A 25282-nucleotide genomic window follows, 5' to 3' on the forward strand; every position below is an offset into this window, starting at 1 on the left:
TATTTATTTATTTTGCAAAATATTTCAAACTAATAAATGGTTTGTATTTTAGTTTTGTTAATATCTATTGTATACTTAATGAAACTGGATAAATAAATTTTTGGTTGAAGATAAAGATATTATTGAAAATTATAATTTAAATTTTGAACTAAAAAGTAGATAAAGATTCTTTGAAGTAGGAGCAATAAATAATGAAGTTTACAAATTTAACAGCTGCAGAGTTTGGCAATTATACAGATAAGATGCCATATAGTCATTTCACACAAATGACTGAAAACTATGAGATGAAAGTTGCAAATAAAACAGAAACTCACTTAGTTGGTATAAAAAACAATGAAAATGAGGTCATTGCAGCCTGCATGTTGACAGCAGTACCAGTCATGAAATTTTTCAAGTACTTTTATTCTAACCGAGGACCTGTAATTGATTATGATAATAGAGAGCTTGTTCACTTTTTCTTTAATGAGTTAACAAAGTATTTAAAACAGCATAATTGTCTTTATGTTCGAGTTGACCCTTATTTACCATACCAATACTTAAATCATGATGGTGAAATTACAGGTAATGCTGGTAATGATTGGTTCTTTGATAAGATGAAGCATCTCGGATTTAAACATGAAGGCTTTAATAAAGGTTTTGATCCGATTAAACAAATCCGATATCATTCTGTTTTAGATTTAAAAAATAAAACATCTAAAGATATATTAAATGGAATGGATAGTCTACGTAAACGTAATACTAAAAAAGTTCAAAAAAATGGTGTGAAAGTTAAGTTCTTATCAGAAGAAGAACTTCCAATCTTCCGTTCATTTATGGAAGATACAACCGAAACGAAAGAATTCCAAGATAGAGATGATAGTTTCTATTATAACCGTTATAGACATTTCAAAGATCGCGTGCTTGTACCGCTAGCTTATATTAAGTTTGATGAGTACATCGAAGAATTACAAAATGAACGTGAAACTTTAAATAAAGATGTTAATAAAGCTTTAAAAGATATTAAAAAACGACCAGACAATAAAAAGGCATTTAATAAAAAAGAAAATCTTGAAAAACAATTAGATGCCAATCAACAAAAATTAGACGAGGCTAAAAAATTACAAGCCAAACATGGTAATGAATTACCAATTTCAGCAGGTTTCTTCTTTATTAATCCATTTGAAGTTGTTTATTATGCAGGTGGAACTTCTAATAAATATAGACATTTTGCAGGCAGTTATGCTGTTCAATGGACAATGATTAACTATGCAATTGATCATGGTATTGATAGATACAATTTCTATGGTATTAGCGGTGATTTCAGTGAAGACGCTGAAGATGTTGGAGTCATTAAATTTAAAAAAGGTTTCAATGCAGACGTAATTGAGTATGTTGGAGACTTTGTGAAACCTATTAACAAACCTATGTATTCAGTGTATAAGACACTCAAAAAGATTAAAAAATAGATTTAATTAAGAGGGGAATAGACGAATATGAAATTTACAGAGTTAACAGTTAAAGAATTCGAAAACTTTGTACAAAACCCATCATTAGAAAGCCATTACTTCCAAATGAAAGAGAATATTCAAACACGTGAAAATGATGGCTTTGAAGTAGTGTTACTAGGTGTAAAAGATGAAAGCAATAAAGTACTAGCTGCTAGTCTTTTCTCTAAAATTCCGACCATGGGAAGCTATGTATATTACTCAAATCGAGGCCCAGTAATGGATTATTCTGATTTAGGCTTAGTTGATTTTTATTTACGTGAATTAGAAAAGTATTTACATCAACACCAATGCTTATACGTTAAAATTGATCCATATTGGATTTATCAAATTTATGATAAAGATATTAATCCACTTGAAGATAGAGAGAAAAATGATGCTGTAGTTAATTTATTTAAATCACATGGATATGAACACCATGGATTCACTACTAAATATGACACATCAAGTCAAGCAAGATGGATGGGTGTTAGCTTTCTAAAAGGTGAAACACCTGCATCATTAAGAAAACAATTTGATAGCCAACGTAAAAGAAATATTAATAAAGCGATAAACTACGGGGTGAAAGTAAGATTCCTTGGTAGAGATGAGTTTCATATATTCTTAGATTTATACCGTGAAACAGAAGCAAGAACAGGTTTCGTATCAAAAACAGACGAATATTTCTATAACTTCTTTGATACTTATGGAGATAAAGTGCTTGTTCCACTCGCATATATTGATTTAGATGAATACATAAAATCATTGCAAGACGCTTTAAATGATAAAGAAAACCGTCGTGATCAAATGATGGCAAAAGAAAATAAAAATGATAAACAACTTAGAAAAATTGCAGAATTAGATAAGCAAATTGAACACGATAAAAAAGAACTCTTACAAGCAAGCGAATTACGTCAGACAGATGGCCAAATCTTGAATTTGGCATCAGGAATTTTCTTTGCAAATTCATATGAAGTGAATTACTTCTCTGGAGGTTCATCTGAAAAATATAATAATTATATGGGACCATATATGATGCATTGGCATATGATGAACTATTGCTTCGAACATGGATATGATCGATATAATTTTTATGGTTTATCTGGTGATTTTACAGAGAACAGTGAAGATTATGGTGTTTATCGCTTTAAAAGAGGATTTAATGTTTACATTGAAGAGCTAATCGGGGACTTCTATAAACCTATAAACAAGGTTAAATATTGGTTGTTTAATACACTTAATACAATTCGCAAAAAAGTAAAAAAATAAATTGATGTTATTAAAGGCTGTGACATGGTGGATGTCACAGCCTTTTTTTATCGTAACTCGTGATAGAGACAAGTTACAATACAGTGTAGGTAAATTCTAAGTTGATTTTCATGTTGCCCCCTACAATTTAATATTACCACACGTCTGATTTTTAGCAATAATATTACAAAACAAATTTATTTTGCTAAATTTAAAATATTTACATTATTATTCTTTAGCAAATTTAGTTAAGACTAACAATTTATATAAATAGATACCAAGATTAATACGAAAAAGTTACGATTCATTCAAATGTAATAACTAAACCTAATATCTAAAATTGAGATTATTACATTTACTTAAGTCTATATAATAAGAGTTCTCGATGACTCGCTTTATGTAGATGATATTAATAACTGTTGTAGTACTTAATTAGTTAACAATTAGCTTTGACAAAGATTAAACACATTTATATAACCATGTGTATTTTTAAGTATTAAATTAATTAGCTTAGAATGAACAAATTATTTAAGCTAAATATTGTAAGATAACAATCAATCATACGTAACAATAATAAAACATGTTCAAAAATCGTCTTGACAGCGTATTAATTTAAAGGTTTTATGTAGATAATTATTTGTGCTCCATTTTAGTTTACATAATATATATTATAGGAAGTTATAAATAGTAACTCAGGGGACCTATCTTGCTACCTACTATGTCTGATTTTATATATACATTTACTATCTATTCAGCAACAATTCATTTAAATATCTGGTTATATATAGTTATTTATGCTTAACTCTAAATATACTAATATATAAAGGAAATATATCAATATCGTGTTGGATATTGATTGAACAATTTGCTTTGATGGTCGTCAAATTGACTGTAAAATTACCGACCAACTTTTTAGTTTACATAATATAAGACATAAAATTATTTTTGCTTCAGCTAGACCAATTCGTGATTTATTACCTGTACTACCTAATAAATTTCATAAATTTGCACTTATTGGTGGTAATGGTTCCATTATCTCTATTAATGGTCGTATAAATACACTTGCAACTAATCAGTTTGAAACATTTAATGTGATAAAACATGTCATTAATCAATATAACTTGAATTACATTGTTGATGATGAATGGAATTATGCAGCACGTGTTGATGCTACAAATACAATTTATCAACGCCTAGATCCTCAACTATTAGCACAAAAATTAACTATTAATGAGATTACTTCACCTATTAAGACGATTTTATTGAACATAGATGAAAAAGGCTTTGACGAAGTTGTAACATATATAGCTACCAATGCACCTAGTCTTTCACTAATTAATCATTCAAATGAACTTAATATTGATATTACAGCTAAATATATTAATAAATTTACTGCTATTGAGCATATACTCGGTAAATATCCTACGTATGTTGCATTCGGTAACGATCATAATGATATTGAAATGTTGCAACATGCTAAAGTTGGTTATTTTGTAAATAATGAATCAATGGATGCATCTATTTTAAAAAATAATAAAAATATCCGTTGTATTTATGCAAATACGGAAGCGCTATGTGTATCTTTAGATGAATTAAGCAAACATTACTAAAATAGCTACATTTATAATGAAATATAAACAACTTCTTATCGAAAATGATTATCAATTGCAAATATAATAATTTCATAGGAGGTTAATTATGAAAAATTCATTTAAATTTATAGCTATACTTTTCACAATAGTTTTATTATTATCTGCGTGCGGTAAGGATTCAACTTCTAAATCGTCGTCATCTTTAAAGGATACGATTACAGTTGAGAATACATATGAGTTTAAAGATAAGAATAATACACATACTAAAGGAAAAATGAAAACTGAGAAAGTTAAGGTACCAGTAAATCCAGATAGAGTGGCTGTAATAGATTATAGTGCATTAGAAATTATGAAACAGATGGGATTGGAAGATAGGATTGTGGCAATTGCGAAAGGTAAAGGTGCTACTTTCTTACCTTCTTCCCTTTCAGAATTTTAAAATGATAAGTATACTAATTTAGGTAACCCTGGACAACCTAATTATGATAATTTAGCTAAAGCTAAACCCGAAGTTATCTTCACATCATTTAGACAAGCACATACTAAAACGCTAGATGAAATAAAAAAAGCTGACCCTAACGCTAAAATATTATTTGTAAGTCTTGATAATGATCGTTATATTGATTCCATTAAAGAAAATACGACATTGTTTGGGAAAATATTCAAACAACAAAACAAAGCTAAAATGCTTAATGAGAAACTAAGTAAAAAAGTTGCTGAAACTAAAAAGTTATTAATGACGATACGGTCTTGTTTTTAAATGTGGATGATAAAGGTGTTAAAGCATTTGGACCTACTGGTCGTTTCGGAGGGTTCTTAAATAAAGATTTAGGATTAAAACATGCTGACACAGCCATGAAAGCCAATTCTGCTGGGAATTCTATTACTTATGAGTATTTAAACAAAGTAAACCCAGATAAACTATTTGTAATTGATCGTACTCAAAAAGGAAATGATAAGTCGTTACCTTCTGCATTAAATAACGACCTTATAAAAATTTTAAAAGTTATTAAGAACAAACAAGTATATCAATTTGAATCTAACGCATGGTATTTTTCTGAGGGTGGAATTGAAACTACCATTGAGCAATTAGACAAAATTGAAAAAGCTTTTAAAAATAATTAGTGAAATGCTTTTAATCCCCTTACTTTAGAAAAAAGCGTTTGAAACATTTTAATATGCAAGTATGCATATATGTTTCAAACGCTTTTTTATTATCTTCTACGACGACGGATTGTTTCGTCATCATCTTCATATTTACGAATTTCTTTTTCTAGTTGTTTCTTTTTACGTTCACGACGCCAATTTCTAGTGAAATACCATAATAAAAAGCTGATAATTAAACTGATAATGGCTAGAAAAGCAGCATATCCTAGTAATGGTTGAAATGAGATATCATAAAAATTAGGAATAAAAAATGCTAAGATAGCTAACGCAACAAATGTAATTACTGCGGATACAAACCATTTCTTAAGTACTAAAGCACAGAAGACAGTTAAAATTATCGTTGCAACTATTGTAATCCATAAATAGTTGGGCATATCAAAAATAGTCATGTATATCTCCTATCATAATAAAAATCTTTCTTTTAAATACTATACAATAATATGAAATTAAATTATACCCCTTTGCCTATAAGCATAACTCGGTCTTGAGGCTTAATAATGAGTTTGAAAATGATATTGTGTATAATGATTGTGAAATGATTTTTAAGGGAGTGGAATTTATGACGTCAGGTTTACCATTTAGAAAAGATGTTCCAGAACTAGAAAAATGGAATTTAAATGATTTGTTTGATAGTGATGAACAATTTTATGACGCTTTAGATAATGTACTAAATCAATCGAAGTCGTTTAATCAACAATATAAAGGGAAAATTTCAGATGCTAGGATGATAAAAAAAGTATTATCAGAATTTGAAAATATTCTTATTCAACTTGATCGTCTTGGTAATTATGCGGAACTAAGACTAAGCGTTGATACTGCTAATACTGATGCACAAACATTAAGCGCAAAGTTATCGACAAATTATGGTAAGATTTCAAGTCAGTTATCCTTTGTAGAATCTGAAATATTAATGTTACCTGAAGAGATTATTAAAGAAGCAATAGAAGAATCTGATGTGCCTCACTACTTAGAGAAATTAATTGAAAGTAAGCCATATCAATTGTCACCTGAAGTGGAACAAGTAATGGCGAGTTTATCGCCTACTTTTCAAAGTGCATATGAATTATACGGCACAACGAAAATGCTTGATATTGCCTTCGAATCATTTGAACATAACAATGTGACATACCCTATGGATTACGCAACATTTGAAAATGAATACGAGGATAATGCTGATCCAGAATTTAGACAAAAAAGTTTTAAAAGCTTTAGTGATGCTCTGAAAAAATATCAACATACTACTGCTGCGACTTACAATCAACATGTGCAACAAGAAAAAATTGAGGCTGACTTAAGAGGATATGATTCTGTCATAGACTATTTATTACACGATCAAGAAGTTACACGAGAAATGTATGACAGACAAATCGACGTAATTATGAGTAATTTAGCACCTGTAATGCAAAAATACGCTAAATTATTACAACGTATACACGGTTTAGATAAAATGCGCTTTGAGGATTTAAAGGTTTCTGTTGATCCAAGCTATGAACCTGAAATATCAATCGAAGATTCTAAACAATATATTCATGGTGCTTTAAATGTACTGGGCGAAGATTATATACAAATGGTTGAGCAAGCATATAGTGATCGTTGGATAGATTTTGCACAAAATAAAGGAAAAGACACAGGTGCTTACTGTGCTAGCCCTTATTATACACATTCATATGTATTTATTTCATGGACTGGAAAGATGACTGAAACGTTTGTACTAGCACACGAATTGGGACATGCAGGTCATTTTACATTGGCACAACAACATCAAAATTTATTAGATTCTGAAGCTTCAATGTACTTTGTAGAAGCACCATCTACCATGAATGAAATGTTAATGGCAAATTATCTATTCAGTAACAGTGAAGATCCTAAATTTAAACGTTGGGTAATTGGATCTATTTTATCACGCACATATTATCATAATATGGTAACACACTTGTTAGAAGCTGCTTACCAACGTGAAGTATATCGCAAAGTTGATAATGGTGAGTCACTCACAGCACCTGTGCTTAATAAGATTATGAGAGACGTTTATGAACAATTCTTTGGTGATGCTGTTGAATTAACAGATGGAACTGAATTAACTTGGATGCGTCAACCTCACTACTATATGGGATTATACTCATACACTTACTCTGCTGGATTAACAATTGGTACGGTTGTTTCACAAAAAATTAAACAAGAAGGCCAACCAGCTGTAGATGCATGGCTTGAGACATTAAAAGCGGGTGGAAGTCTATCTCCTATTGAATTAGCAAAAATTGCAGGTGTTGATATCACTACAGATGCACCACTTAAAGCTACTATTAAATATATCTCTGATTTAGTTAATGAAGCTGAACAATTAACAAATGAAATTGACAACAAGGCTAATTAAATTATATATATTTTGATTAATAGTAAAACCCTGATAATAACTGATTTAATCAGTCTTATCAGGGTTTAATTGTTTGATTTTGGGTTATTTAGGATTTGATACTATATTATTTTTCATAATGTTCACCAGTATAGAAATAATAAACGCTCTCTGCAATATTTCTAACATGGTCTCCGACTCTTTCAAGATTTCGTGCAGCTAAATGTGCTTGGCCAGCAACAAAAGGGTCATTATCTATTAAATATGTTGTGTTAACTATATTTGCATAAAGATCATCAATATCTTTATCACGCTCAATAATTTCTTTGATTAACGTTATATCCTCTTGTTTCGTAGCTGTATTAAGATCTTGCAACATTAGCATTGCTAATTTCCCCATCGTTTTTAATCGAGTCAATACATAGTGATCTGTAATCTTTACTCGAAGACGAATATGCGCTATATGTGCTGCGTTATCTCCCATGCGTTCAAAGTCTGTGGAAATTTTTAAAGCTGCCATCATCATTCTTAAATCCGTAGCAATTGGCTGTTGCTTTGTAATTAACATAATAACTTTTTCATTAATATCATAATCTAAGTTATTGATTATTTTATCATTCTCAATGACTTGTCTTGCAAAATTTTTATCCTCTTCACTTAACGACACTAATGCATGTTCGAGATTAAAATAAACACGAAGACCAAGGTGACGAATATCCTTAATTAATTCACCTAATTGACCTTCGTATTTATGTCTAATAATGGTCATCATTATAGAATATTAACCAAAACGTCCTGAGATGTAGTCTTCTGTTTGTTTATCAGAAGGATTAGAGAAGATTTTATCAGTGTCGTCGTATTCGTTAACATAACCATTAAGGAAGAATGCTGTTTTATCAGATACACGTGCAGCTTGTTGCATGTTGTGTGTAACCATAATAATAGAGTAATTTTCTTTTAATTCTTGAACAAGTTCTTCAACTCTTAATGTAGAGATTGGGTCTAAAGCTGATGTAGGCTCGTCCATTAAAATAACATCTGGTTCAATAGCTAAACATCTAGCAATACAAACACGTTGTTGTTGCCCACCAGATAAACCGTAAGCGTTTGTGTGTAATCTATCTTTTAATTCATCCCAAATTGCCGCGCCACGTAATGATTTTTCTACGATTTCATCTAATAATTTTTTATCTTTAATACCGTGAGTTTTAGGACCATAAGTGATATTATCGTAAATTGATTTTGGGAATGGGTTTGGTTGTTGGAATACCATACCTACATTTGTTCTTAATTTTTCTTTAGAATAGTTTTCATCAAAAATATTTTGGTCACGGTATAGAATTTTACCAGCAGTTTTTACTGAAGGTACTAATTCTACCATACGATTTAATGTTTTAATATAAGTTGATTTACCACAACCAGATGGTCCAATAATAGCAGTTACATTATTTTCTAAAATATCTAAATTAATGTTTTGTAGCGCATGTGTATCTCCGTACCATAAATCTAAGTTTTGTGTTGAATAAACTACTTTTTTATTGCTATCTGATTCTTTATTGTGTTTAACTTCATTAGATGAAACTACTGTTGAAATTGATTCTTGAGATTGATCAGTATGTTTTGCTAACTCTTTATCTTTAATATTTGTATTTGCCATAATTAAAACTCCTTTATATCTGTAAGATTGAAACGATAGTTATGCTCTATTAAAAACATGATATTATCGATTCAACCTTCACTCCCTAAATTATGTTGTATTTGATTGGATTAATATTTTCTAGAGAACTTGTTACGTAAGAAAATGGCTATTGCGTTCATTAGTAATAAGATTACAAGTAATATAATAATTGCTGCTGATGCAACATTTTGGAATTCAGCTTGAGGCATTTTAGCCCAAGTGTAAATTTGAGTTGGTAATGCTGTGAACATAGACATAATGCTTGTTGGTGTTGCTAATAGAATAGTTGGTATACCAATTAAGATTAATGGTGCTGTTTCTCCTAATGCGCGTGATAGTGATAAGATGAATCCAGTCAAAATACCAGGTAAAGCAGCCGGTAATACGACACGACGAATAGTTTGCCATTTATTTGCACCTAAGCCATAAGAAGCTTCGCGAACAGAATTAGGAACTGCTCTGATTGCCTCCTGACTTGATACGATAATAATCGGTAGAATTAACAATGACATTGTTAAAGCGGCAGCAATAACGCTATTTCCTAATGCTAATGCTTGAATACCGCCACCACGAACGAATAATGTTAATCCAAGTAAACCGAATACGATAGAAGGTACACCAGCTAAGTTAGAAATACTAATTTTAACGAAACTAGTAAAGAAATTGTCTTTAGCGTATTCTTCTAAATAAATCGCTGTACCTACACCAAGAACGATAGAGATTGGAATAATACTTATCATTAACCAAATTGTCCCTGCTAACGCACCTTTAATACCTGCTTGTGAAGGTGTAGAAGAAGAGAAATTTGTAAAGAAATCTGGTGTAAGATAGCCAACACCTTTAACAAATGTTTGTATCAATAATGCTGCAAGTACTAATAAAGCTATTACAATACATGTAAAGAATAACCATTTATTTAATTTATTTGTTTTATCACGACTTGAGATATTTTTTTCTACTTTGTTTTGGTCAATTAGTGTTTTAGCTTTAGGATTTGTAGTAGCTGTCATATTAATACTCCTCTCTGAAGCGTTTCGAAATCCAATAAGAAATTAAGTTCATTATCAATGTGAAAATAAATAATGTGAAACCTACTGCATAAATACTGTAGTACATATCAGAACCGAATGTAGCATCTCCAGTTGCAACTTCAACAATATAACCAGTCATAGTTTGAATTGAATTCGTTAAGTTTAATGAAGCTGTTGGTGAACTACCTGCAGCTAATGAAACAATCATAGTTTCACCGATCGCTCTTGAAATACCTAATACGATTGAAGCTACAACACCTGAAGCTGCGGCTGGTAATACTACTTTAGTAGCAACTTCAAATTTTGTTGAACCTAAACCATAAGCACCCTCACGAATTTTGTTTGGAACAGATGCCATTGCATCTTCACTCATACTTGTAATTACTGGAACAATCATGATACCTACTACAATTCCTGGACTGACAGAGTTGAAACTATCAAGTGCTGGAATTATTGTTCTTAGTACAGGTGTTACAAAAGTTAAAGCAAAGAAACCAAATACAATTGTTGGAATACCTGCTAAAATTTCAAGAATTGGTTTAATAATACGTCTTGCTTTGTCACTTGCGTATTCACTTAAGTAAATTGCAGCACCTAATCCAATTGGAACTGCGACGATAGTTGCAATTACTGTAATTTTCAACGTACCAATAACTAAAGCCCAAATACCATATTTAGGATCAGAACCAGTTGGGTTCCAGTCTTTAGTGAATAAAAATTCAACAATAGATACGCGTGTGAAGAATGTTATTGTCTCAGTTATCAAAGTGAAAAGAATACCAATTGTAGTTAAAATTGAGATTGCAGCTATAATTCCTAAAATAATAGGTACGATTTTATCACTGAAACCGCCCTTTTTAGCGTTATTTTTAGCTATCAAGTCTCTAACATTAGTTTCCGATGCCATATATAACCCTCTCTTTTTCTCCCAATAAATTTAAAAAAGCGCTAGAAATTATCAGGTAAACAATGAGTTCAAATTAACCTAAAACATTTTAACAATCACCCATATATTCGAGAACAAGGTAGCAGAGTTGCTACCTTGTAATACCCCTTGAATAATTCCCAGCCCTTTGATATTAATAATGATTATTATTTATCTGATTTTTTATCGTATTTTTTTAATTCTTTAAGTTCATCTTTGTAAGTTTTTTCTGGAGAAGCTACATAACCAGCATCTTCAGCAGATTTACCTTTGTCTTCTAATGTGAATTTGATGAATTCTTTCATAACATCATTATCTTTTAATGATTTTTCTTTAACATATAAGAATAATGGTCTACTTAAAGCATATGAACCGTCTTTGATTGTTTTCTTAGTTGGTTCAGTTGTTTTACCTTTATCGTCTTTGATTTTAACTTCTTTTAATTTATCTTTGTTTTGTTCGTAGAAGTTATAACCGAAGTAACCGATACCCTCTTTGTTTTTCTCTACTGATTGAACAATTACGTTAGTGTCTCCGTTTTTCTCTGCTTTGATATCTTCTTTATTCATTACTTCTTCTTCAAAGAAATCATAAGTACCGTGACTTGAGTTTGGAGAGAAAGCTTTGATTTTTTTGTCAGGCCAGCTAGAGTTTACATCTTTCCAAGTTTTAGCTTCGCCGTTGTAGATTTTTTTCAATTGATCTTTAGATAATTCTTTAACAAAGTCGTTGTCTTTGTTAACTGCAACAGTTACACCATCTTGTGCAATTTTTAATTCTTTATATTTAATGTCTTTGTCTTCTAATTTTTGTTTTTCTTCATCTTTAATAGGTCTAGAAGCTTGTGAGAAATCAGTTTCGCCAGCGATGAATTTTTCAAAACCAGCACCAGTACCTGCTTGACCAGATGAAATAGTAGCGTTTGGATGATCTTTAGCCCATTTTTCGTTTAATTTCTCAACGATAGGAGCTACTGTTGATGAACCTTCACCTTTTGCTTCACCTTTAAGGTCTTTGCCATCTCCAGAACCACTTCCACTGCTATCTCCACCGCCACATGCGCCTAATAATACTGAAGCGCCTAAAACAGTTGTACCAACTAATTGCCATTTTTTCATTAAAATATCCTCCTAATAGATAACCCAAAATGTTATATGTATTTCTTACAATGCTTATGATACATGCCTTTTATTAATATAAAATAGTTTAAATGTAAAGTTTTCGTTAAGATTGCAGGAAAAACAATATTTTTCATAAAAATTATCTATAAAAAAGACGGGAGTGATACAGCATTCATAATGAAATGCTGTATCACTCCCGTAAAGGTGACTGAAAGTGTAAAATATATTGTTAGTGTTGTATTTTACTTTGAATAAGTAATATGACTTTAAATTAATTTTTAACGTTATTATTTTGTACTAATAAAACAACTATTTTAATAGAAGGAAAATGTTTATATTTATGATTATTTATCTTCTACTCGACTCCAACCCTTTTTGGTTAAAGAGATCTTGCCTGTTTCAATATTAATAATTTTATGTTTGTATAAATGACCTATTGCGCGTTTAAAAGAGCCTTTACTCATATTGAACACCTCTTTAATTGCTTCTGGGCTTGATTTATCCCAAAAAGGTAATTCACCTTCATATTCTACTAATAAATCAAATATTACTTGACCATCATCATCAAGACGTTCATGAGCTAAAGGTAAAAATGAACCATTGAGTTCCCCTTTGTCATTATGACCAATAACACGTACTTCTACTTCTTCACCTAATCGGGGTTCTTCTTTACGCTCTGATTCATGCACAAAGATTTTATGGCCTTCCTTCGATAATAAGAAACTACCAATTCTTAATAGTCGATATGGTCTAGCTTTAATCAGTTCATTCTGTTTTTCATCATCATATACAGGTGTAAACATTTTTTCTACAATTGTTTCACTAGCAAGACGAGCAAACATTTGATTTTCTCTATCTATACGTAATGTTACTAATACATAATCTCCAGTTTGTGGCCATAGTGATTTTACTTTTGGTAAATCTTCCCATGGGATTAGCACTTCTCTTGGTAAACCTACATCTACACGTGCACCATCTCGGTCTGTTTTTAACACTTTTGCAAAATCATATTTATCTTTTGTAATGTCAGGCATGTTTTGAGTAGCAAATAATTCGCCTGAGCGATTTGGATATATGAAGAAACTATATTCTTCACCTGTTTCTAATTCATCTTCATCATTGATTTCTGATTGATTTAATTTTACTTGTTCACCATTAGGACCTTTTAAAAGGTATGTAGAACCTTCTAAGCCAATGACTTCTAAAAATTCAATTGAACCAACAATATCTTTATCTAATGCCATAATATTCTCCTTCGAGGGTTTGTATTCTTCATTATTATAACATGCATACTAAAAACTATCATTCACGTGTTTAGATTTGCATTAGGTCGAAACTATATAAAGAATATGATATAATTTTTCCGTTAGATAAACGATAAATAAAGGAGTAAAAGCATGCTACAAGTAACTGATGTAAGTTTACGTTTTGGCGATCGTAAACTATTTGAAGATGTAAATATTAAGTTTACTGAAGGAAATTGTTATGGGCTTATCGGGGCTAATGGTGCTGGTAAATCAACGTTTTTAAAAATTTTATCAGGAGAAATTGATTCTCAAACAGGACATGTTTCAATGGGTAAAGATGAACGTTTAGCTGTTTTGAAACAAGATCACTTCGCCTATGAAGAAGAACGAGTATTAGATGTTGTTATCAAAGGACACGAACGCTTATATGAAGTCATGAAAGAAAAAGATGAAATTTATATGAAACCTGATTTCAGTGATGAGGATGGTATACGTGCCGCTGAACTAGAAGGTGAATTCGCCGAAATGAATGGTTGGAACGCAGAGGCTGACGCTGCTTCTTTACTCTCAGGTTTAGGCATATCTGCTGATTTACATGATAAGCAAATGTCAGAATTGGAAAATAATCAAAAAGTGAAAGTCTTATTAGCTCAAAGTTTATTTGGTGAGCCTGATGTACTTTTACTCGATGAGCCTACCAATGGTTTAGATATTCCTGCCATTAGTTGGTTAGAGGATTTCTTAATTAACTTCGATAATACTGTCATCGTGGTATCTCATGACCGTCACTTTTTAAACAACGTATGTACACATATTGCTGATTTAGATTTCGGTAAGATTAAATTATATGTAGGTAACTATGATTTCTGGTATCAATCTAGTCAATTAGCTCAAAAAATGGCTCAAGAACAAAATAAGAAAAAAGAAGAAAAAATTAAAGAGTTACAAGACTTTATTGCACGTTTCTCAGCTAATGCCTCTAAATCTAAACAGGCAACAAGTCGTAAGAAACAATTAGAAAAAATTGAATTAGATGATATACAACCATCTTCAAGACGATATCCATATGTTAAATTCACACCAGAACGTGAAATCGGTAATGATTTATTGACTGTTCAAGGACTTTCTAAAACAATTGATGGTGAAAAAGTACTTGATAACATTTCATTCACTATGAATCCTAATGATAAAGCAATTTTGATTGGAGATAGTGAAATTGCAAAAACTACATTATTGAAAATTTTATCTGGTGAAATGGAGCCTGATGAAGGTACATTTAAATGGGGTGTAACGACTTCATTAAGTTACTTCCCTAAAGATAACTCAGAGTTCTTTGAAGGCGTAGACATGAATTTAGTAGATTGGTTACGTCAATATGCACCTGAAGATGAACAAACAGAAACTTTCTTACGTGGTTTCTTAGGACGAATGTTATTTAGTGGTGAAGAAGTTAAAAAGAAAGCTAGTGTACTTTCTGGTGGTGAAAAAGTTCGCTGTATGTTAAGTAAAATGATGCTATCAAGTGCCAATGTTTTACTATTAGACGAACCTACTAACCATCTTGACTTAGAAAGTATTACAGCAGTAAATGATGGATTAGCTTCTTTCAAAGGATCAATCATCTTTACATCTTATGACTTTGAATTTATCAATACTATTGCAAATCGTGTGATTGATCTAAATCAATCAGGTGGTTTATCTAAAGAAGTTCCTTATGAAGAATATTTACAAGAGATTGGCGTATTACAAAAATAATCTATAAATACATACGCACTTCCCTATTACTAAATTGGGGAGTGCGTATTTTACTATCTTATTACCCATTTCATAAACCTTTACTTACATATGGTAAAAATACTTTCTGATTTTTCAGTCTATTTCAAAAAATCACAATTATCGGTTTACAGACACAATTGCCATATGTATAATATAAAACATAGCAATTGAATAAGAAATTGATGAGGCGCATCAATCATCAGTATATATTAGATAAACTGTCTGCAACAGCTAATATAGAAAGGGTGCGATGCCGAAATGAATCATAATCGCAGCTATGATTTGTTGGACTTTGTGGTTAAGAGCTGAAAGTTTGTCATTATTATTTAATAATGGAGTGCATCACTTGTATATAAATCACGAACAAGTTCGCACTTCCGAACTTGTTCTTTTTTATAGCGTGTGCCTCCCTATATTTTAGGAGGTAAAGTTTTGAAGCGAAGTGTTTTGAAGTTCGGTGGTTCATCCGTCGCTGATTTTATAAAGATAAAAAATATTGCAGAAATGCTTAAGAACCGTGTGGATGACGGTGAACAATTAATTGTAGTTGTTAGTGCTATGGGTAAAACAACAGATCAATTAATGGATAATGTATCAAATCTTACTGCTACACCTAAAGATGAGGAACTCGCCCTACTTTTAACGACCGGTGAACAACAGACGGTATCATATTTATCCATGGTGTTAAATGATATCGGTGTTAATGCTAGAGCAATGACTGGTTATCAAGCAGGTATTAAAACGATTGGCCATCATTTAAAAAGCAGAATTGCTGAAATCAATCCAGAAACATTTGATAAAGCATTCACCGACAAAGATGTGTTAGTCGTTGCTGGTTTCCAAGGTATTAATGATGCATTTGAACTTACAACGTTAGGACGTGGAGGATCAGATACAACGGCAGTTGCAATTGCTGCAAGTAATCAAATTCCATGTGAAATATATACTGACGTTGATGGCGTTTATGCCACTGACCCTCGAATATTAAGTAAGGCAAAACGTTTAGATTATGTTTCTTATGAAGAAATGATGGAAATGAGTGCATTAGGTGCAGGCGTTCTTGAAACTCGAAGCGTAGAACTTGCTAAGAACTATGATATCCCATTGTATCTCGGTAGAACTTTATCAAATGAGAAAGGAACATGGATTATGTCAAGAACAGACTTATTAGAGAAAAAAGCTGTAACAGGTGTAGCATTAGATAAGCATATGATGCACGTTACAATTAGTTATCCCCTACCTGATAATCGTCTTTTAACGCAATTGTTCACAGCATTAGAAGAAGGTTCAGTAAATGTGGATATGATATCCCAAATAGTTAACGTTGAAGGATTGCAGCTATCATTTTCTATTAAAGATAGTGATGTACAACAAATTTCAACTATTTTGAGTAACCTTTCTTCTTCATTTAACGCATTGGATTATAAAATTAATGAAGAATACGTTAAAATTTCGCTTATTGGTTCGGGTATGAGAGATATATCGGGCGTTGCATCAAAGGCTTTCATTACTTTAATTAATGCAAATATCCCATTCTATCAAACTACAACATCTGAAATTAGTATTTCTTATGTGATAGATGCTGATAATGGGGAAAAAGCGGTTGAAGTATTATACAATGCATTTGATATTTAAACATCAACATGCTACTTATAAATAATTTTTTTAAAATTCAAACAAATGATATTGGAGTGACTTTTATGACAAGATTAGCAGTAGTCGGAGCAACAGGTTTAGTTGGAACAAAAATGTTAGAAACAATTGATCGCAAAAACATCAAGTTCGATGAGTTAGTATTATTCTCATCAGCTAGATCAGCAGGAAAAGAAGTTCAATTTCAAGGCCAAACGTATGTTGTACAAGAATTAACAGAAGAAGCAGCAAGTGAAAAATTTGACTACGTTCTAATGAGTGCCGGTGGTGGCACAAGTGCACAATTCGCCCCAATCTTTGAAAAGGCAGGTGCAATTGTCATCGATAACTCTAGTCAATGGCGCATGACTGAAGATATTGACTTAATTGTACCTGAAGTAAATCAACCTGAATTTAAGCGCGGCATTATTGCCAACCCTAACTGTTCTACAATTCAATCAGTAGTACCATTAAAAGTATTACAAGATCAATTTGGTTTAAAACGTGTTGCATATACAACTTATCAAGCTGTTTCAGGTTCAGGTATTAAAGGTAAAAGAGATTTAGCTGAAGGTGCAAATGGTAAAGAACCAGAAGCGTATCCTCACCCTATTTATAATAATGTATTACCACATATTGATGTATTCTTAGAGGATGGATATACAAAAGAAGAACAAAAAATGATTGATGAAACACGCAAGATTTTACATGAGCCTGAATTAAAAGTAACTGCAACATGTGCACGTGTTCCAGTACAAGATAGTCATAGTGTTGAAATTGACGTTACTTTAGATAAGGAAGCAACTGTACAGGAAATTAAAGATTTATTTGATAAAGACGAACGTGTTGTATTAGTTGATAATCCTGAAAAAAATGAATATCCTCAGGCACTTAACTCTACTGGTAGAGATGAAGTATTTGTAGGCCGTATCCGTAGAGATGACTCATTAGATAATACATTCCACGTTTGGTGCACATCTGACAATTTATTGAAAGGTGCAGCATTGAATGCAGTACAAGTATTAGAGCAAGTAATCAATTTAAAAGGAGCTAGATAATATGCCACATTTATTCGAAGGTGTGGGAGTAGCACTTGCTACCCCATTCACAAATAATGAAGTTGATTATAATGCATTAGAGAGACATGTAGATTTCCTATTAAACAATGGTGTAAAAGCAATTATTGTTAATGGAACTACAGCTGAGAGCTCTACTTTAACTGAAGAAGAAAAAGAACAAGTATTGGAGTCAGTTATAAAGCAAGTTAATCATCGTGTGACTATTATTGCAGGTACAGGTACGAATAATACTGCCAAATCAATTCAAGCATCTCAACGCGCTAAAGCACTTGGTGCAGATGCAATTATGTTAATTACCCCCTACTACAATAAAACAAATCAACGTGGCTTAGTTAAACACTTCGAAACGATTGCGAATGAAGTTGAATTGCCAGTTGTACTATATAATGTACCTTCTCGTACAAATATGACAATTGAACCAGAGACAGTTGAAACATTAAGTCATAACCAATATATTGTTGCAATCAAAGATGCCACAAATGACTTTGAATATTATGAAGACGTTAAAAGTCGTATCAATCAAGAAGAATTCGCTTTATATAGTGGTAATGATGATAATGTTGTCGAATTTTATCAAAGAGGTGGCAATGGTGTTATCTCAGTTATTGCAAATGCAATTCCTAAAGAATTCCAAGCTTTATATGATGCTAAACAAAGTGGACAAGATATTTCAAACGATTTCGAACCAATTAGTAAATTATTAGATGCCCTTTCTGTAGATGTTAATCCTATTCCAATTAAAGCGTTAACAAGTCATTTAGGTTTTGGTAATTATGAATTGCGTTTACCACTTCTTCCGTTAGAAGATGCAGATGCCAAAGTCTTAATCAATGCATTTGAACAGTTTAAAGCAGGTGAACTTTAATGAAAATTTTACTTATTGGTTACGGTGCAATGAATCAAAGAGTAGCTCGCTTAGCAGAGGAAAAAGGTCATGAAATTATAGGTGTTATTGAACCTCGAAAAAATGAGACAACACCATATACACACTATGATCACATTGCTGATGCACAAAATGAAGCGGATGTAGCGATTGATTTTTCAAATCCTAATCTATTGTTACCACTTCTTGAAGAAGAGTTTCAATTACCTTTAGTTATAGCTACTACAGGTGAAAAAGAAAAATTAGTTGAAAAGTTAAATGAATTAAGCCATAACATGCCCATATTCTTTAGTGCAAATATGAGTTATGGTGTACATGCTTTAACTAAAATATTAGAAGCAGCTGTACCACTTCTTCAAGATTATGATATCGAGTTGACTGAAGCACATCATAATAAAAAAGTAGATGCTCCTAGTGGTACATTAGTAAAAATATATGATGTTATTAAAGACTTACGCCAAAATATCACACCAGTTTATGATCGACATGAACATACAGAACAACGCACTAAAGATGAAGTTGGCATTCACTCTATTCGTGGTGGGACTATTGTAGGTGAACATGATGTATTATTTGCAGGAACAGATGAAACCATTACAATCTCACATAAAGCACAGTCTAAAGATATTTTTGCAAATGGAGCAATCACTGCTGCTGAAAAATTAATAAACCAATCTAGCGGTTATTACACGTTTGACAACTTATAAGATATAAAATCTAGAAAATATTAAGGAGAGACTTAAATTATGGTACAACATTTATCAGCTGAGGAAATTATTCAATATATTAGTGACGCCCAAAAATCTACACCATTAAAAGTATATGTTAATGGTAATTTTGATGGTGTTACCTTCCCTGATTCTTTTAAAGTATTTGGTTCCGACAATTCTAAAGTAATCTTTTGTGAAGCCGATGATTGGAAACCATTCTATGAATCAAATCAAAATACAATTACTGAGTTAGAAATTGAAATGGATCGTCGTAATTCAGCAATTCCACTTAAAGACTTAACAAACACAAATGCGCGTATTGAACCAGGTGCATTTATACGTGAACAAGCTATTATTGAAGACGGTGCTGTCGTTATGATGGGCGCAACAATCAACATTGGTGCTGTAGTTGGTGAAGGAACTATGATTGATATGAATGCTACATTAGGCGGTCGTGCGACAACTGGTAAGAATGTGCATGTAGGTGCTGGCGCAGTTCTAGCTGGCGTAATTGAGCCTCCTAGTGCTTCACCAGTAGTCATAGATGATAATGTATTAATTGGTGCTAATGCAGTCATTTTAGAAGGTGTTCATGTTGGCGAAGGCGCGATTGTCGCTGCAGGTGCTATTGTTACTCAAGATGTTCCAGCTGGTGCAGTCGTAGCTGGTACCCCTGCTAAAGTGATTAAACAAACTTCGGAAGTAGAAGACTCTAAACGTGAAATTGTTTCAGCATTAAGAAAATTAAATGACTAATGATATGAGTATTTGATGAGTGGTAATGACAAAAGACTATTTTATAGCTGTATTGCATAATCACAATGGCCTTATTGAACTGAGAAGGCGCTTAACTGAGCCCTTCTCAGTTTTAGTTATTCTTATGAAGAGTGGATTTGGCATAATAAAGCGTATTTATTTAGAATTTTTACCAATAGACCCAAGCAGTGGACAAATAATCCATGCGACTCTATTTCAAAATTAAGACTATTTTAAATTAATATCACCTCATACATAAAAAGATGAAATAAGTTACAATATTAATAAGACAAATTAAGTTAATAAAGGAATGATATGATGAGTGAATTAGAGTTTGTAACTAAACATAGAAGACATTTACATCAACATCCAGAATTAAGTTTACATGAATTCGAGACGACAAAATACATCACACAGTTTTTAGACGAATTAGGAGTGTCATATGAGCGCCCTCTTGAAACTGGTGCAATAGCATACTTAAACGGTAATAGTGATCATACCATTGCATTTCGTGCGGATATCGATGCGTTACCAATTTTTGAAGAAAATGATGTCGATTATCGAAGTCAAACGGATAATGTAATGCATGCATGTGGTCACGACGGACATACAACGGCATTAATGTTATTTGTTAAACGCTGCAAAGAAATGTTCGATAAAGGAACGCTTCCACACAACGTTGTATTCATCTTCCAACCTGCCGAAGAAACTGGTGGCGGAGCGAATCGTCTAATTAAAGCAGGTGCGTTTAATAACTATCCAATAGAAGCTGTTTTTGGCATCCATGTTAATCCATTTGCCGATGAAGGACAAGTTGTTATCCGTGATGAAGAAATTACAGCAAGTGCAACTGAATATCGCTTCTTCTTAAAAGGATTATCAAGTCATGTTGCAGATAAAGAGCAAGGTCATTCCTGTGGTGAAGCCCTTCTACACGTTCTAAATCAAGTAGGACAAATACAACAGTATCATCTTAATGGCTTAAAACGAAATATTGTTCATATGGGTCATTTTGAAGCTGGAGAAGCTATTAACACTGTAGCTAGCCATGGATATTTAGAAGGAACGATTCGAACTTATGATCCAAATGATTTAAATGTAGTAAAAACACAAATGCATAAAATTGCTGAGAGTGTAAGCTTATTATTTAATGTGGATTGTGAAGTGAAATTTGAAGAAGGCTACCCACCTACTATGAACAGCCCTAAATTGCGTGCGAGTGTAGAACAAGCAATTAATGCTGCAAATCTAGAAGTTATAGATAAACCCCTACCATTTTTATTTGGTGAAGACTTTAGCTTCTATGGTCAACAGTTAGCCCCTGCCTACTTTGCATTCGTTGGTACGCGTAATGAAGACAAAGGTTATGTGACTGGACTTCATACGTCTCATTTTAATTTTGATGAGAAAGTATTAATCTATGTAGCAAATTATTATGAACAATTATTAATGCATTATGGAGAGGAGTAATTCACATTGACAGCAATATGGTCCGTCGATAAAGAAGCGTTTTTACAAAATGCTATTAAAGTTAAAAATGATAATTCAATTATGGCTGTGGTGAAGAACAACGCTTATCATTATGGTTTGGAGTTTGCTGTTACTACTTTTTTAAAAGCTAGAATTAATACATTCAGCACTACCTCTTTAAAAGAAGCCATTAAAGTACGAGAAATAGCACCTGATGCCACTATATTCTTAATGAACGCTGTTTATGATTTTGAAAAAGTAAGAAAATATCAAATACAAATGACTTTACCGTCATTAGCCTATTATTACAAATATAAGAATGATTTGAATGGTATCAAAGTGCACTTAGAATTTGAAAATTTACTTCATCGTTCAGGATTTAAAACATTAGAAGAAATTAGAGAAGTACTCAATGATCATTATATTAACTCAAATGAAGACAAAATGATTATTAGTGGATTGTGGACGCACTTTGGTTATGCAGATGAATTTGATGTGCCTGAGTATAGTATAGAACGTGAAGCATGGTTAAATATAGTCGATACCTTATTAGATGAGGGTTATCAATTTGATTTAATTCATGCGCAAAATAGTGCAAGTTACTATCGTGAAGGTCAGAAACTTTTACCCTATCATACACATGCGCGTGTAGGCATTGCATTGTATGGTTCTCGACCATATAGTGATTTAGATGAGTATAGTATTAAACAATCTCTTACTGTAAAAGGTAATGTGATACAAGTGCGTGAAGTGAATGATGGAGATAATTGTGGGTATAGTTTTGCATTTGAAGCTACAAGAGATCATACGCGATTAGCAGTTGTAGATGTAGGCTATGGAGATGGTATTCTTAAATCGAGAGCTAAACATGAAGCTTTAATTAAAGGTAAACGCTACCCTATTCGCGCATTAATGATGAGTCACATGTTTGTAGAAGTTGATGATGAAGTCCATGCACAAGATGAAGTGATATTATATAATAACGATATACGCATTGATGAATATACATTCAAAGGTGTAGGCGCTAACTCAGAACAACTTAGTGCGATGAATCATGATTCTCTCATAAAGGAGTATAGATAAAAATGGCATTAAAATATAATGAATATGGTGAATTAACTATGGCAGGTACAAGTTTAAAAACACTTGCTCAAAGTTTTGGTACCCCTACTATTGTTTATGACGAAGATGAAATTCGCAATCAAATGCGTAGATACCATAAAGCTTTTCAAAAAAGCGGTTTGAAATATAATATTTCATATGCTTCGAAAGCATTTACATGTATCCAAATGGTCAAATTAGTACAAGAAGAAGACTTACAATTAGATGTAGTTTCTGAAGGTGAATTATATACTGCATTAGAAGCAAAGTTTGACCCAAGTAAGATCCACTTTCATGGAAATAACAAAACTAAACGTGAAATACAATACGCTTTAGAAAGTGGCGTTGGTTATTTTGTTATCGATTCACTTGAGGAAATTGATTTAATCGACAGATATGCGAGCGACACTGTAAATGTAGTATTACGCGTAAATCCTGGTGTTGAAGCACATACGCATGAGTTTATTCAAACTGGCCAAGAAGATAGTAAATTCGGTTTATCAATTCGCCATGGCTTAGCGATTGAAGCGGTTAATAAAGTGAGCGACTCTAAACGTTTACATCTAAAAGGTATTCACTTCCATATTGGTTCTCAAATCGAAGGAACTGAAGCGATGATTGAAACTGCTAAGATTGTGCTTAACTGGCTTTCTGAAAATGATATCAAAGTTGAATTACTTAATCTAGGTGGAGGTTTCGGTATCAAATACGTTGAAGGAGACGTAAGCTTCCCTATTGAAGAAGGTATTGCAGAAATTACAGATGCAATCAAAGCTGAAACTGAACGTCTAAATTATGAAGTACCGGAAATTGGTATTGAACCAGGCCGTTCTATTGTTGGAGAAGCTGGAATTACTTTATACGAAGTAGGTACAATTAAAGAAATTCCTGAAGTAAACAAATATGTTTCAATTGATGGTGGCATGAGCGATCACATTAGAACTGCATTATATGGTGCCAAATATCAAGCATTATTAGTAAACCGTCATGAAGAAGCTGATGAAACAGTAACAATTGCTGGTAAATTATGTGAATCAGGTGACATCATTATTCGTGATGCAAAACTCCCTTCTTCTGTTCAACGTGGTGATTACCTAGCGATTCTTTCTACAGGAGCATATCATTACTCAATGGCTTCTAATTACAACCAAATGCAGAAACCACCTGTATTTTTCATAAAAGATGGTAAAGCACGTGAAGTTATTAAACGCCAATCATTACGTCAATTGATTATTAACGACACTAAATAAAAATTAACAATAAAAAAATAATTCTTAAGAATGTTAAAAGAGAAGTTTAAACTTAAAACCTACGTAGACTTTATAAATTTTGCTACGTAGGTTTTTAATATCTTAATAATTAATTTTATTATTAAGATATATGATTACTAATATTGTAATTTTTTAAAAATAAGTTTTGATACAAGATATATAACTACTATGTATAATAAAGTAATAACACTCATTATTAATAAATTTTTTGGAAAGCTAATATTACTATCAAATTTGTCATTAAATAATGATTATATTTAGTATCTTTTAATAATTTCGTTTGTCAAAATAAACTAGACAATTTCTCATCTTCGATGAAACTCATAAATACTTCCAATGGTGTTTTATAGCCCAGCGATTTTCTGGGACGATGATTTATATTTTGAGCAACACTAATGATAAGATCATCAGTGACTGAATTAAAGTCTAATTCTTTATCTAATCCATTGCGTCTAAGTATCCCGTTAGAATGTTCATTCAATCCACATTGCGAAGGAGTGTCGGGGTCAGCAAAGAATATCGAGATATCGTATCGGTTACAGATTGTTTTCCAGTTGGAGAGCTCCTTACCACAATCGAAAGTAATCGATTTAAATATATGAGGAGGTAAAGCTGAAAACATAGAGTGAAGAGCATCTTCAATATCATCTGCCTTACGGCTTTGAGGTCGTATAGTGATAATCATCTTAGTGATTCTTTCTACTAAGGTTATGACAGCACTCCCATGATTACGGCCAATGATAGTGTCACCTTCAAGATGACCAAATTCTTGCATAATC

At 32.2% G+C, this 25282-nt stretch carries 20 protein-coding genes, 2 pseudogenes and 1 riboswitch; of the genes and pseudogenes, 14 read left to right on the forward strand and 8 right to left on the reverse strand.

Translation table 11 applies throughout. The features are described 5' to 3' along the window. The first annotated feature begins 191 nt into the window (after window positions 1-191). The 4 genes and pseudogenes from BB045_RS00490 (at window position 192) to BB045_RS00505 (ending at window position 5428) form a co-directional block, all read left to right on the forward strand. On the forward strand, window positions 192-1445 hold the full coding sequence (locus BB045_RS00490) for an aminoacyltransferase (protein WP_070440031.1): 1254 nt from the start codon (window positions 192-194) through the stop codon (window positions 1443-1445). A gap of 27 nt (window positions 1446-1472) precedes the next feature. Further along, on the forward strand, window positions 1473-2732 hold the full coding sequence (locus BB045_RS00495) for an aminoacyltransferase (protein ID WP_070440030.1): 1260 nt from the start codon (window positions 1473-1475) through the stop codon (window positions 2730-2732). An 842-nt stretch (window positions 2733-3574) separates the two neighbouring features. Beyond that, window positions 3575-4321, forward strand: coding sequence for an HAD-IIB family hydrolase (locus BB045_RS00500; protein WP_305954504.1), 747 nt, complete (start codon window positions 3575-3577; stop codon window positions 4319-4321). Between the two features lie 88 nt (window positions 4322-4409). Beyond that, window positions 4410-5428 (forward strand): annotated as a pseudogene (locus BB045_RS00505) (siderophore ABC transporter substrate-binding protein). Between the two features lie 89 nt (window positions 5429-5517). Here the strand turns inward: BB045_RS00505 and BB045_RS00510 are convergent. Then, window positions 5518-5859: a hypothetical protein gene (locus BB045_RS00510; RefSeq protein ID WP_070581391.1), complete on the reverse strand. Its 342-nt coding sequence runs from the start codon at window positions 5857-5859 to the stop codon at window positions 5518-5520. 170 nt (window positions 5860-6029) lie between these two features. Between BB045_RS00510 and pepF the strand changes: the two genes are divergently transcribed. Continuing rightward, entirely contained in the window at window positions 6030-7844 is a 1815-nt protein-coding gene (gene pepF / locus BB045_RS00515) for an oligoendopeptidase F (protein ID WP_075140383.1), read from the forward strand. 106 nt (window positions 7845-7950) lie between these two features. On the opposite strand, the gene phoU is transcribed toward pepF, so the two are convergent. From phoU to cvfB, 6 genes are all read right to left on the reverse strand, one after another. After that, window positions 7951-8592 (reverse strand): phosphate signaling complex protein PhoU, encoded by a 642-nt coding sequence (gene phoU / locus BB045_RS00520; RefSeq protein WP_037551427.1) that lies wholly within the window; start codon window positions 8590-8592, stop codon window positions 7951-7953. 12 nt (window positions 8593-8604) lie between these two features. Next, a complete protein-coding gene (pstB, locus tag BB045_RS00525; RefSeq protein WP_070581389.1) occupies window positions 8605-9480 on the reverse strand; it encodes a phosphate ABC transporter ATP-binding protein PstB in 876 nt (291 codons plus the stop codon). A 110-nt stretch (window positions 9481-9590) separates the two neighbouring features. After that, entirely contained in the window at window positions 9591-10511 is a 921-nt protein-coding gene (gene pstA, locus BB045_RS00530) for a phosphate ABC transporter permease PstA (RefSeq protein WP_070581388.1), read from the reverse strand. Window position 10512: 1 nt separating this feature from the next. Continuing rightward, complete coding sequence (pstC, locus tag BB045_RS00535; RefSeq protein ID WP_011275815.1) at window positions 10513-11439, reverse strand: phosphate ABC transporter permease subunit PstC; 927 nt, start codon at window positions 11437-11439, stop codon at window positions 10513-10515. A 185-nt stretch (window positions 11440-11624) separates the two neighbouring features. Continuing rightward, the gene (locus BB045_RS00540; RefSeq protein WP_037551398.1) at window positions 11625-12575 is read right to left on the reverse strand and encodes a PstS family phosphate ABC transporter substrate-binding protein; all 951 of its coding nucleotides are present in this window, start codon (window positions 12573-12575) and stop codon (window positions 11625-11627) included. A 347-nt stretch (window positions 12576-12922) separates the two neighbouring features. Beyond that, window positions 12923-13822, reverse strand: coding sequence for an RNA-binding virulence regulatory protein CvfB (gene cvfB / locus BB045_RS00545; RefSeq protein ID WP_070440022.1), 900 nt, complete (start codon window positions 13820-13822; stop codon window positions 12923-12925). A 153-nt stretch (window positions 13823-13975) separates the two neighbouring features. Here cvfB and BB045_RS00550 point away from each other — a divergent pair, with 153 nt between their 5' ends. The 9 genes from BB045_RS00550 (at window position 13976) to lysA (ending at window position 24482) form a co-directional block, all read left to right on the forward strand. Further along, a complete protein-coding gene (locus tag BB045_RS00550; RefSeq protein ID WP_070440020.1) occupies window positions 13976-15580 on the forward strand; it encodes an ABC-F family ATP-binding cassette domain-containing protein in 1605 nt (534 codons plus the stop codon). 195 nt (window positions 15581-15775) lie between these two features. Beyond that, window positions 15776-15952: riboswitch (Lysine riboswitch) on the forward strand. Between the two features lie 81 nt (window positions 15953-16033). After that, window positions 16034-17236: an aspartate kinase gene (locus tag BB045_RS00555; RefSeq protein ID WP_070440018.1), complete on the forward strand. Its 1203-nt coding sequence runs from the start codon at window positions 16034-16036 to the stop codon at window positions 17234-17236. 65 nt (window positions 17237-17301) lie between these two features. Next, window positions 17302-18291, forward strand: coding sequence for an aspartate-semialdehyde dehydrogenase (locus tag BB045_RS00560; RefSeq protein WP_011275809.1), 990 nt, complete (start codon window positions 17302-17304; stop codon window positions 18289-18291). A gap of 1 nt (window position 18292) precedes the next feature. Then, window positions 18293-19177, forward strand: coding sequence for a 4-hydroxy-tetrahydrodipicolinate synthase (dapA, locus tag BB045_RS00565; protein WP_070581386.1), 885 nt, complete (start codon window positions 18293-18295; stop codon window positions 19175-19177). Next, a complete protein-coding gene (dapB, locus tag BB045_RS00570; protein WP_070581385.1) occupies window positions 19177-19902 on the forward strand; it encodes a 4-hydroxy-tetrahydrodipicolinate reductase in 726 nt (241 codons plus the stop codon). The genes dapA and dapB overlap by 1 nt, the downstream gene beginning before the upstream one ends. A gap of 39 nt (window positions 19903-19941) precedes the next feature. Then, entirely contained in the window at window positions 19942-20661 is a 720-nt protein-coding gene (dapD, locus tag BB045_RS00575) for a 2,3,4,5-tetrahydropyridine-2,6-dicarboxylate N-acetyltransferase (RefSeq protein ID WP_075140384.1), read from the forward strand. Between the two features lie 318 nt (window positions 20662-20979). Beyond that, window positions 20980-22131, forward strand: a complete 1152-nt coding sequence (locus BB045_RS00580) for a M20 metallopeptidase family protein (RefSeq protein WP_070581384.1) — start codon at window positions 20980-20982, stop codon at window positions 22129-22131. A 6-nt stretch (window positions 22132-22137) separates the two neighbouring features. Further along, complete coding sequence (locus tag BB045_RS00585; RefSeq protein ID WP_070581383.1) at window positions 22138-23214, forward strand: alanine racemase; 1077 nt, start codon at window positions 22138-22140, stop codon at window positions 23212-23214. 2 nt (window positions 23215-23216) lie between these two features. Beyond that, entirely contained in the window at window positions 23217-24482 is a 1266-nt protein-coding gene (lysA, locus tag BB045_RS00590; protein WP_070581382.1) for a diaminopimelate decarboxylase, read from the forward strand. A gap of 304 nt (window positions 24483-24786) precedes the next feature. On the opposite strand, the pseudogene BB045_RS00595 reads toward lysA, so the two are convergent. After that, window positions 24787-25275 (reverse strand): annotated as a pseudogene (locus BB045_RS00595) (IS30 family transposase); the annotation flags it as partial. Window positions 25276-25282: the final 7 nt, after the last annotated feature.

The sequence above is a fragment of the Staphylococcus sp. MB377 genome (assembly GCF_001922505.1).
Taxonomy (GTDB): Bacteria; Bacillota; Bacilli; order Staphylococcales; family Staphylococcaceae; genus Staphylococcus; species Staphylococcus haemolyticus.

What these genes read in the sequence shown, in the direction of transcription:
- BB045_RS00490 (WP_070440031.1), top strand. Translation starts at nt 192, where the DNA reads ATGAAGTTTACAAATTTAACAGCTGCAGAGTTTGGCAATTATACAGAT.
- BB045_RS00495 (WP_070440030.1), top strand. Translation starts at nt 1,473, where the DNA reads ATGAAATTTACAGAGTTAACAGTTAAAGAATTCGAAAACTTTGTACAA.
- BB045_RS00510 (WP_070581391.1), bottom strand. Translation starts at nt 5,859, where the DNA reads ATGACTATTTTTGATATGCCCAACTATTTATGGATTACAATAGTTGCA.
- pepF (WP_075140383.1), top strand. Translation starts at nt 6,030, where the DNA reads ATGACGTCAGGTTTACCATTTAGAAAAGATGTTCCAGAACTAGAAAAA.
- phoU (WP_037551427.1), bottom strand. Translation starts at nt 8,592, where the DNA reads ATGACCATTATTAGACATAAATACGAAGGTCAATTAGGTGAATTAATT.
- pstB (WP_070581389.1), bottom strand. Translation starts at nt 9,480, where the DNA reads ATGGCAAATACAAATATTAAAGATAAAGAGTTAGCAAAACATACTGAT.
- pstA (WP_070581388.1), bottom strand. Translation starts at nt 10,511, where the DNA reads ATGACAGCTACTACAAATCCTAAAGCTAAAACACTAATTGACCAAAAC.
- pstC (WP_011275815.1), bottom strand. Translation starts at nt 11,439, where the DNA reads ATGGCATCGGAAACTAATGTTAGAGACTTGATAGCTAAAAATAACGCT.
- BB045_RS00540 (WP_037551398.1), bottom strand. Translation starts at nt 12,575, where the DNA reads ATGAAAAAATGGCAATTAGTTGGTACAACTGTTTTAGGCGCTTCAGTA.
- cvfB (WP_070440022.1), bottom strand. Translation starts at nt 13,822, where the DNA reads ATGGCATTAGATAAAGATATTGTTGGTTCAATTGAATTTTTAGAAGTC.
- BB045_RS00550 (WP_070440020.1), top strand. Translation starts at nt 13,976, where the DNA reads ATGCTACAAGTAACTGATGTAAGTTTACGTTTTGGCGATCGTAAACTA.
- BB045_RS00560 (WP_011275809.1), top strand. Translation starts at nt 17,302, where the DNA reads ATGACAAGATTAGCAGTAGTCGGAGCAACAGGTTTAGTTGGAACAAAA.
- dapA (WP_070581386.1), top strand. Translation starts at nt 18,293, where the DNA reads ATGCCACATTTATTCGAAGGTGTGGGAGTAGCACTTGCTACCCCATTC.
- dapB (WP_070581385.1), top strand. Translation starts at nt 19,177, where the DNA reads ATGAAAATTTTACTTATTGGTTACGGTGCAATGAATCAAAGAGTAGCT.
- dapD (WP_075140384.1), top strand. Translation starts at nt 19,942, where the DNA reads ATGGTACAACATTTATCAGCTGAGGAAATTATTCAATATATTAGTGAC.
- BB045_RS00580 (WP_070581384.1), top strand. Translation starts at nt 20,980, where the DNA reads ATGAGTGAATTAGAGTTTGTAACTAAACATAGAAGACATTTACATCAA.
- lysA (WP_070581382.1), top strand. Translation starts at nt 23,217, where the DNA reads ATGGCATTAAAATATAATGAATATGGTGAATTAACTATGGCAGGTACA.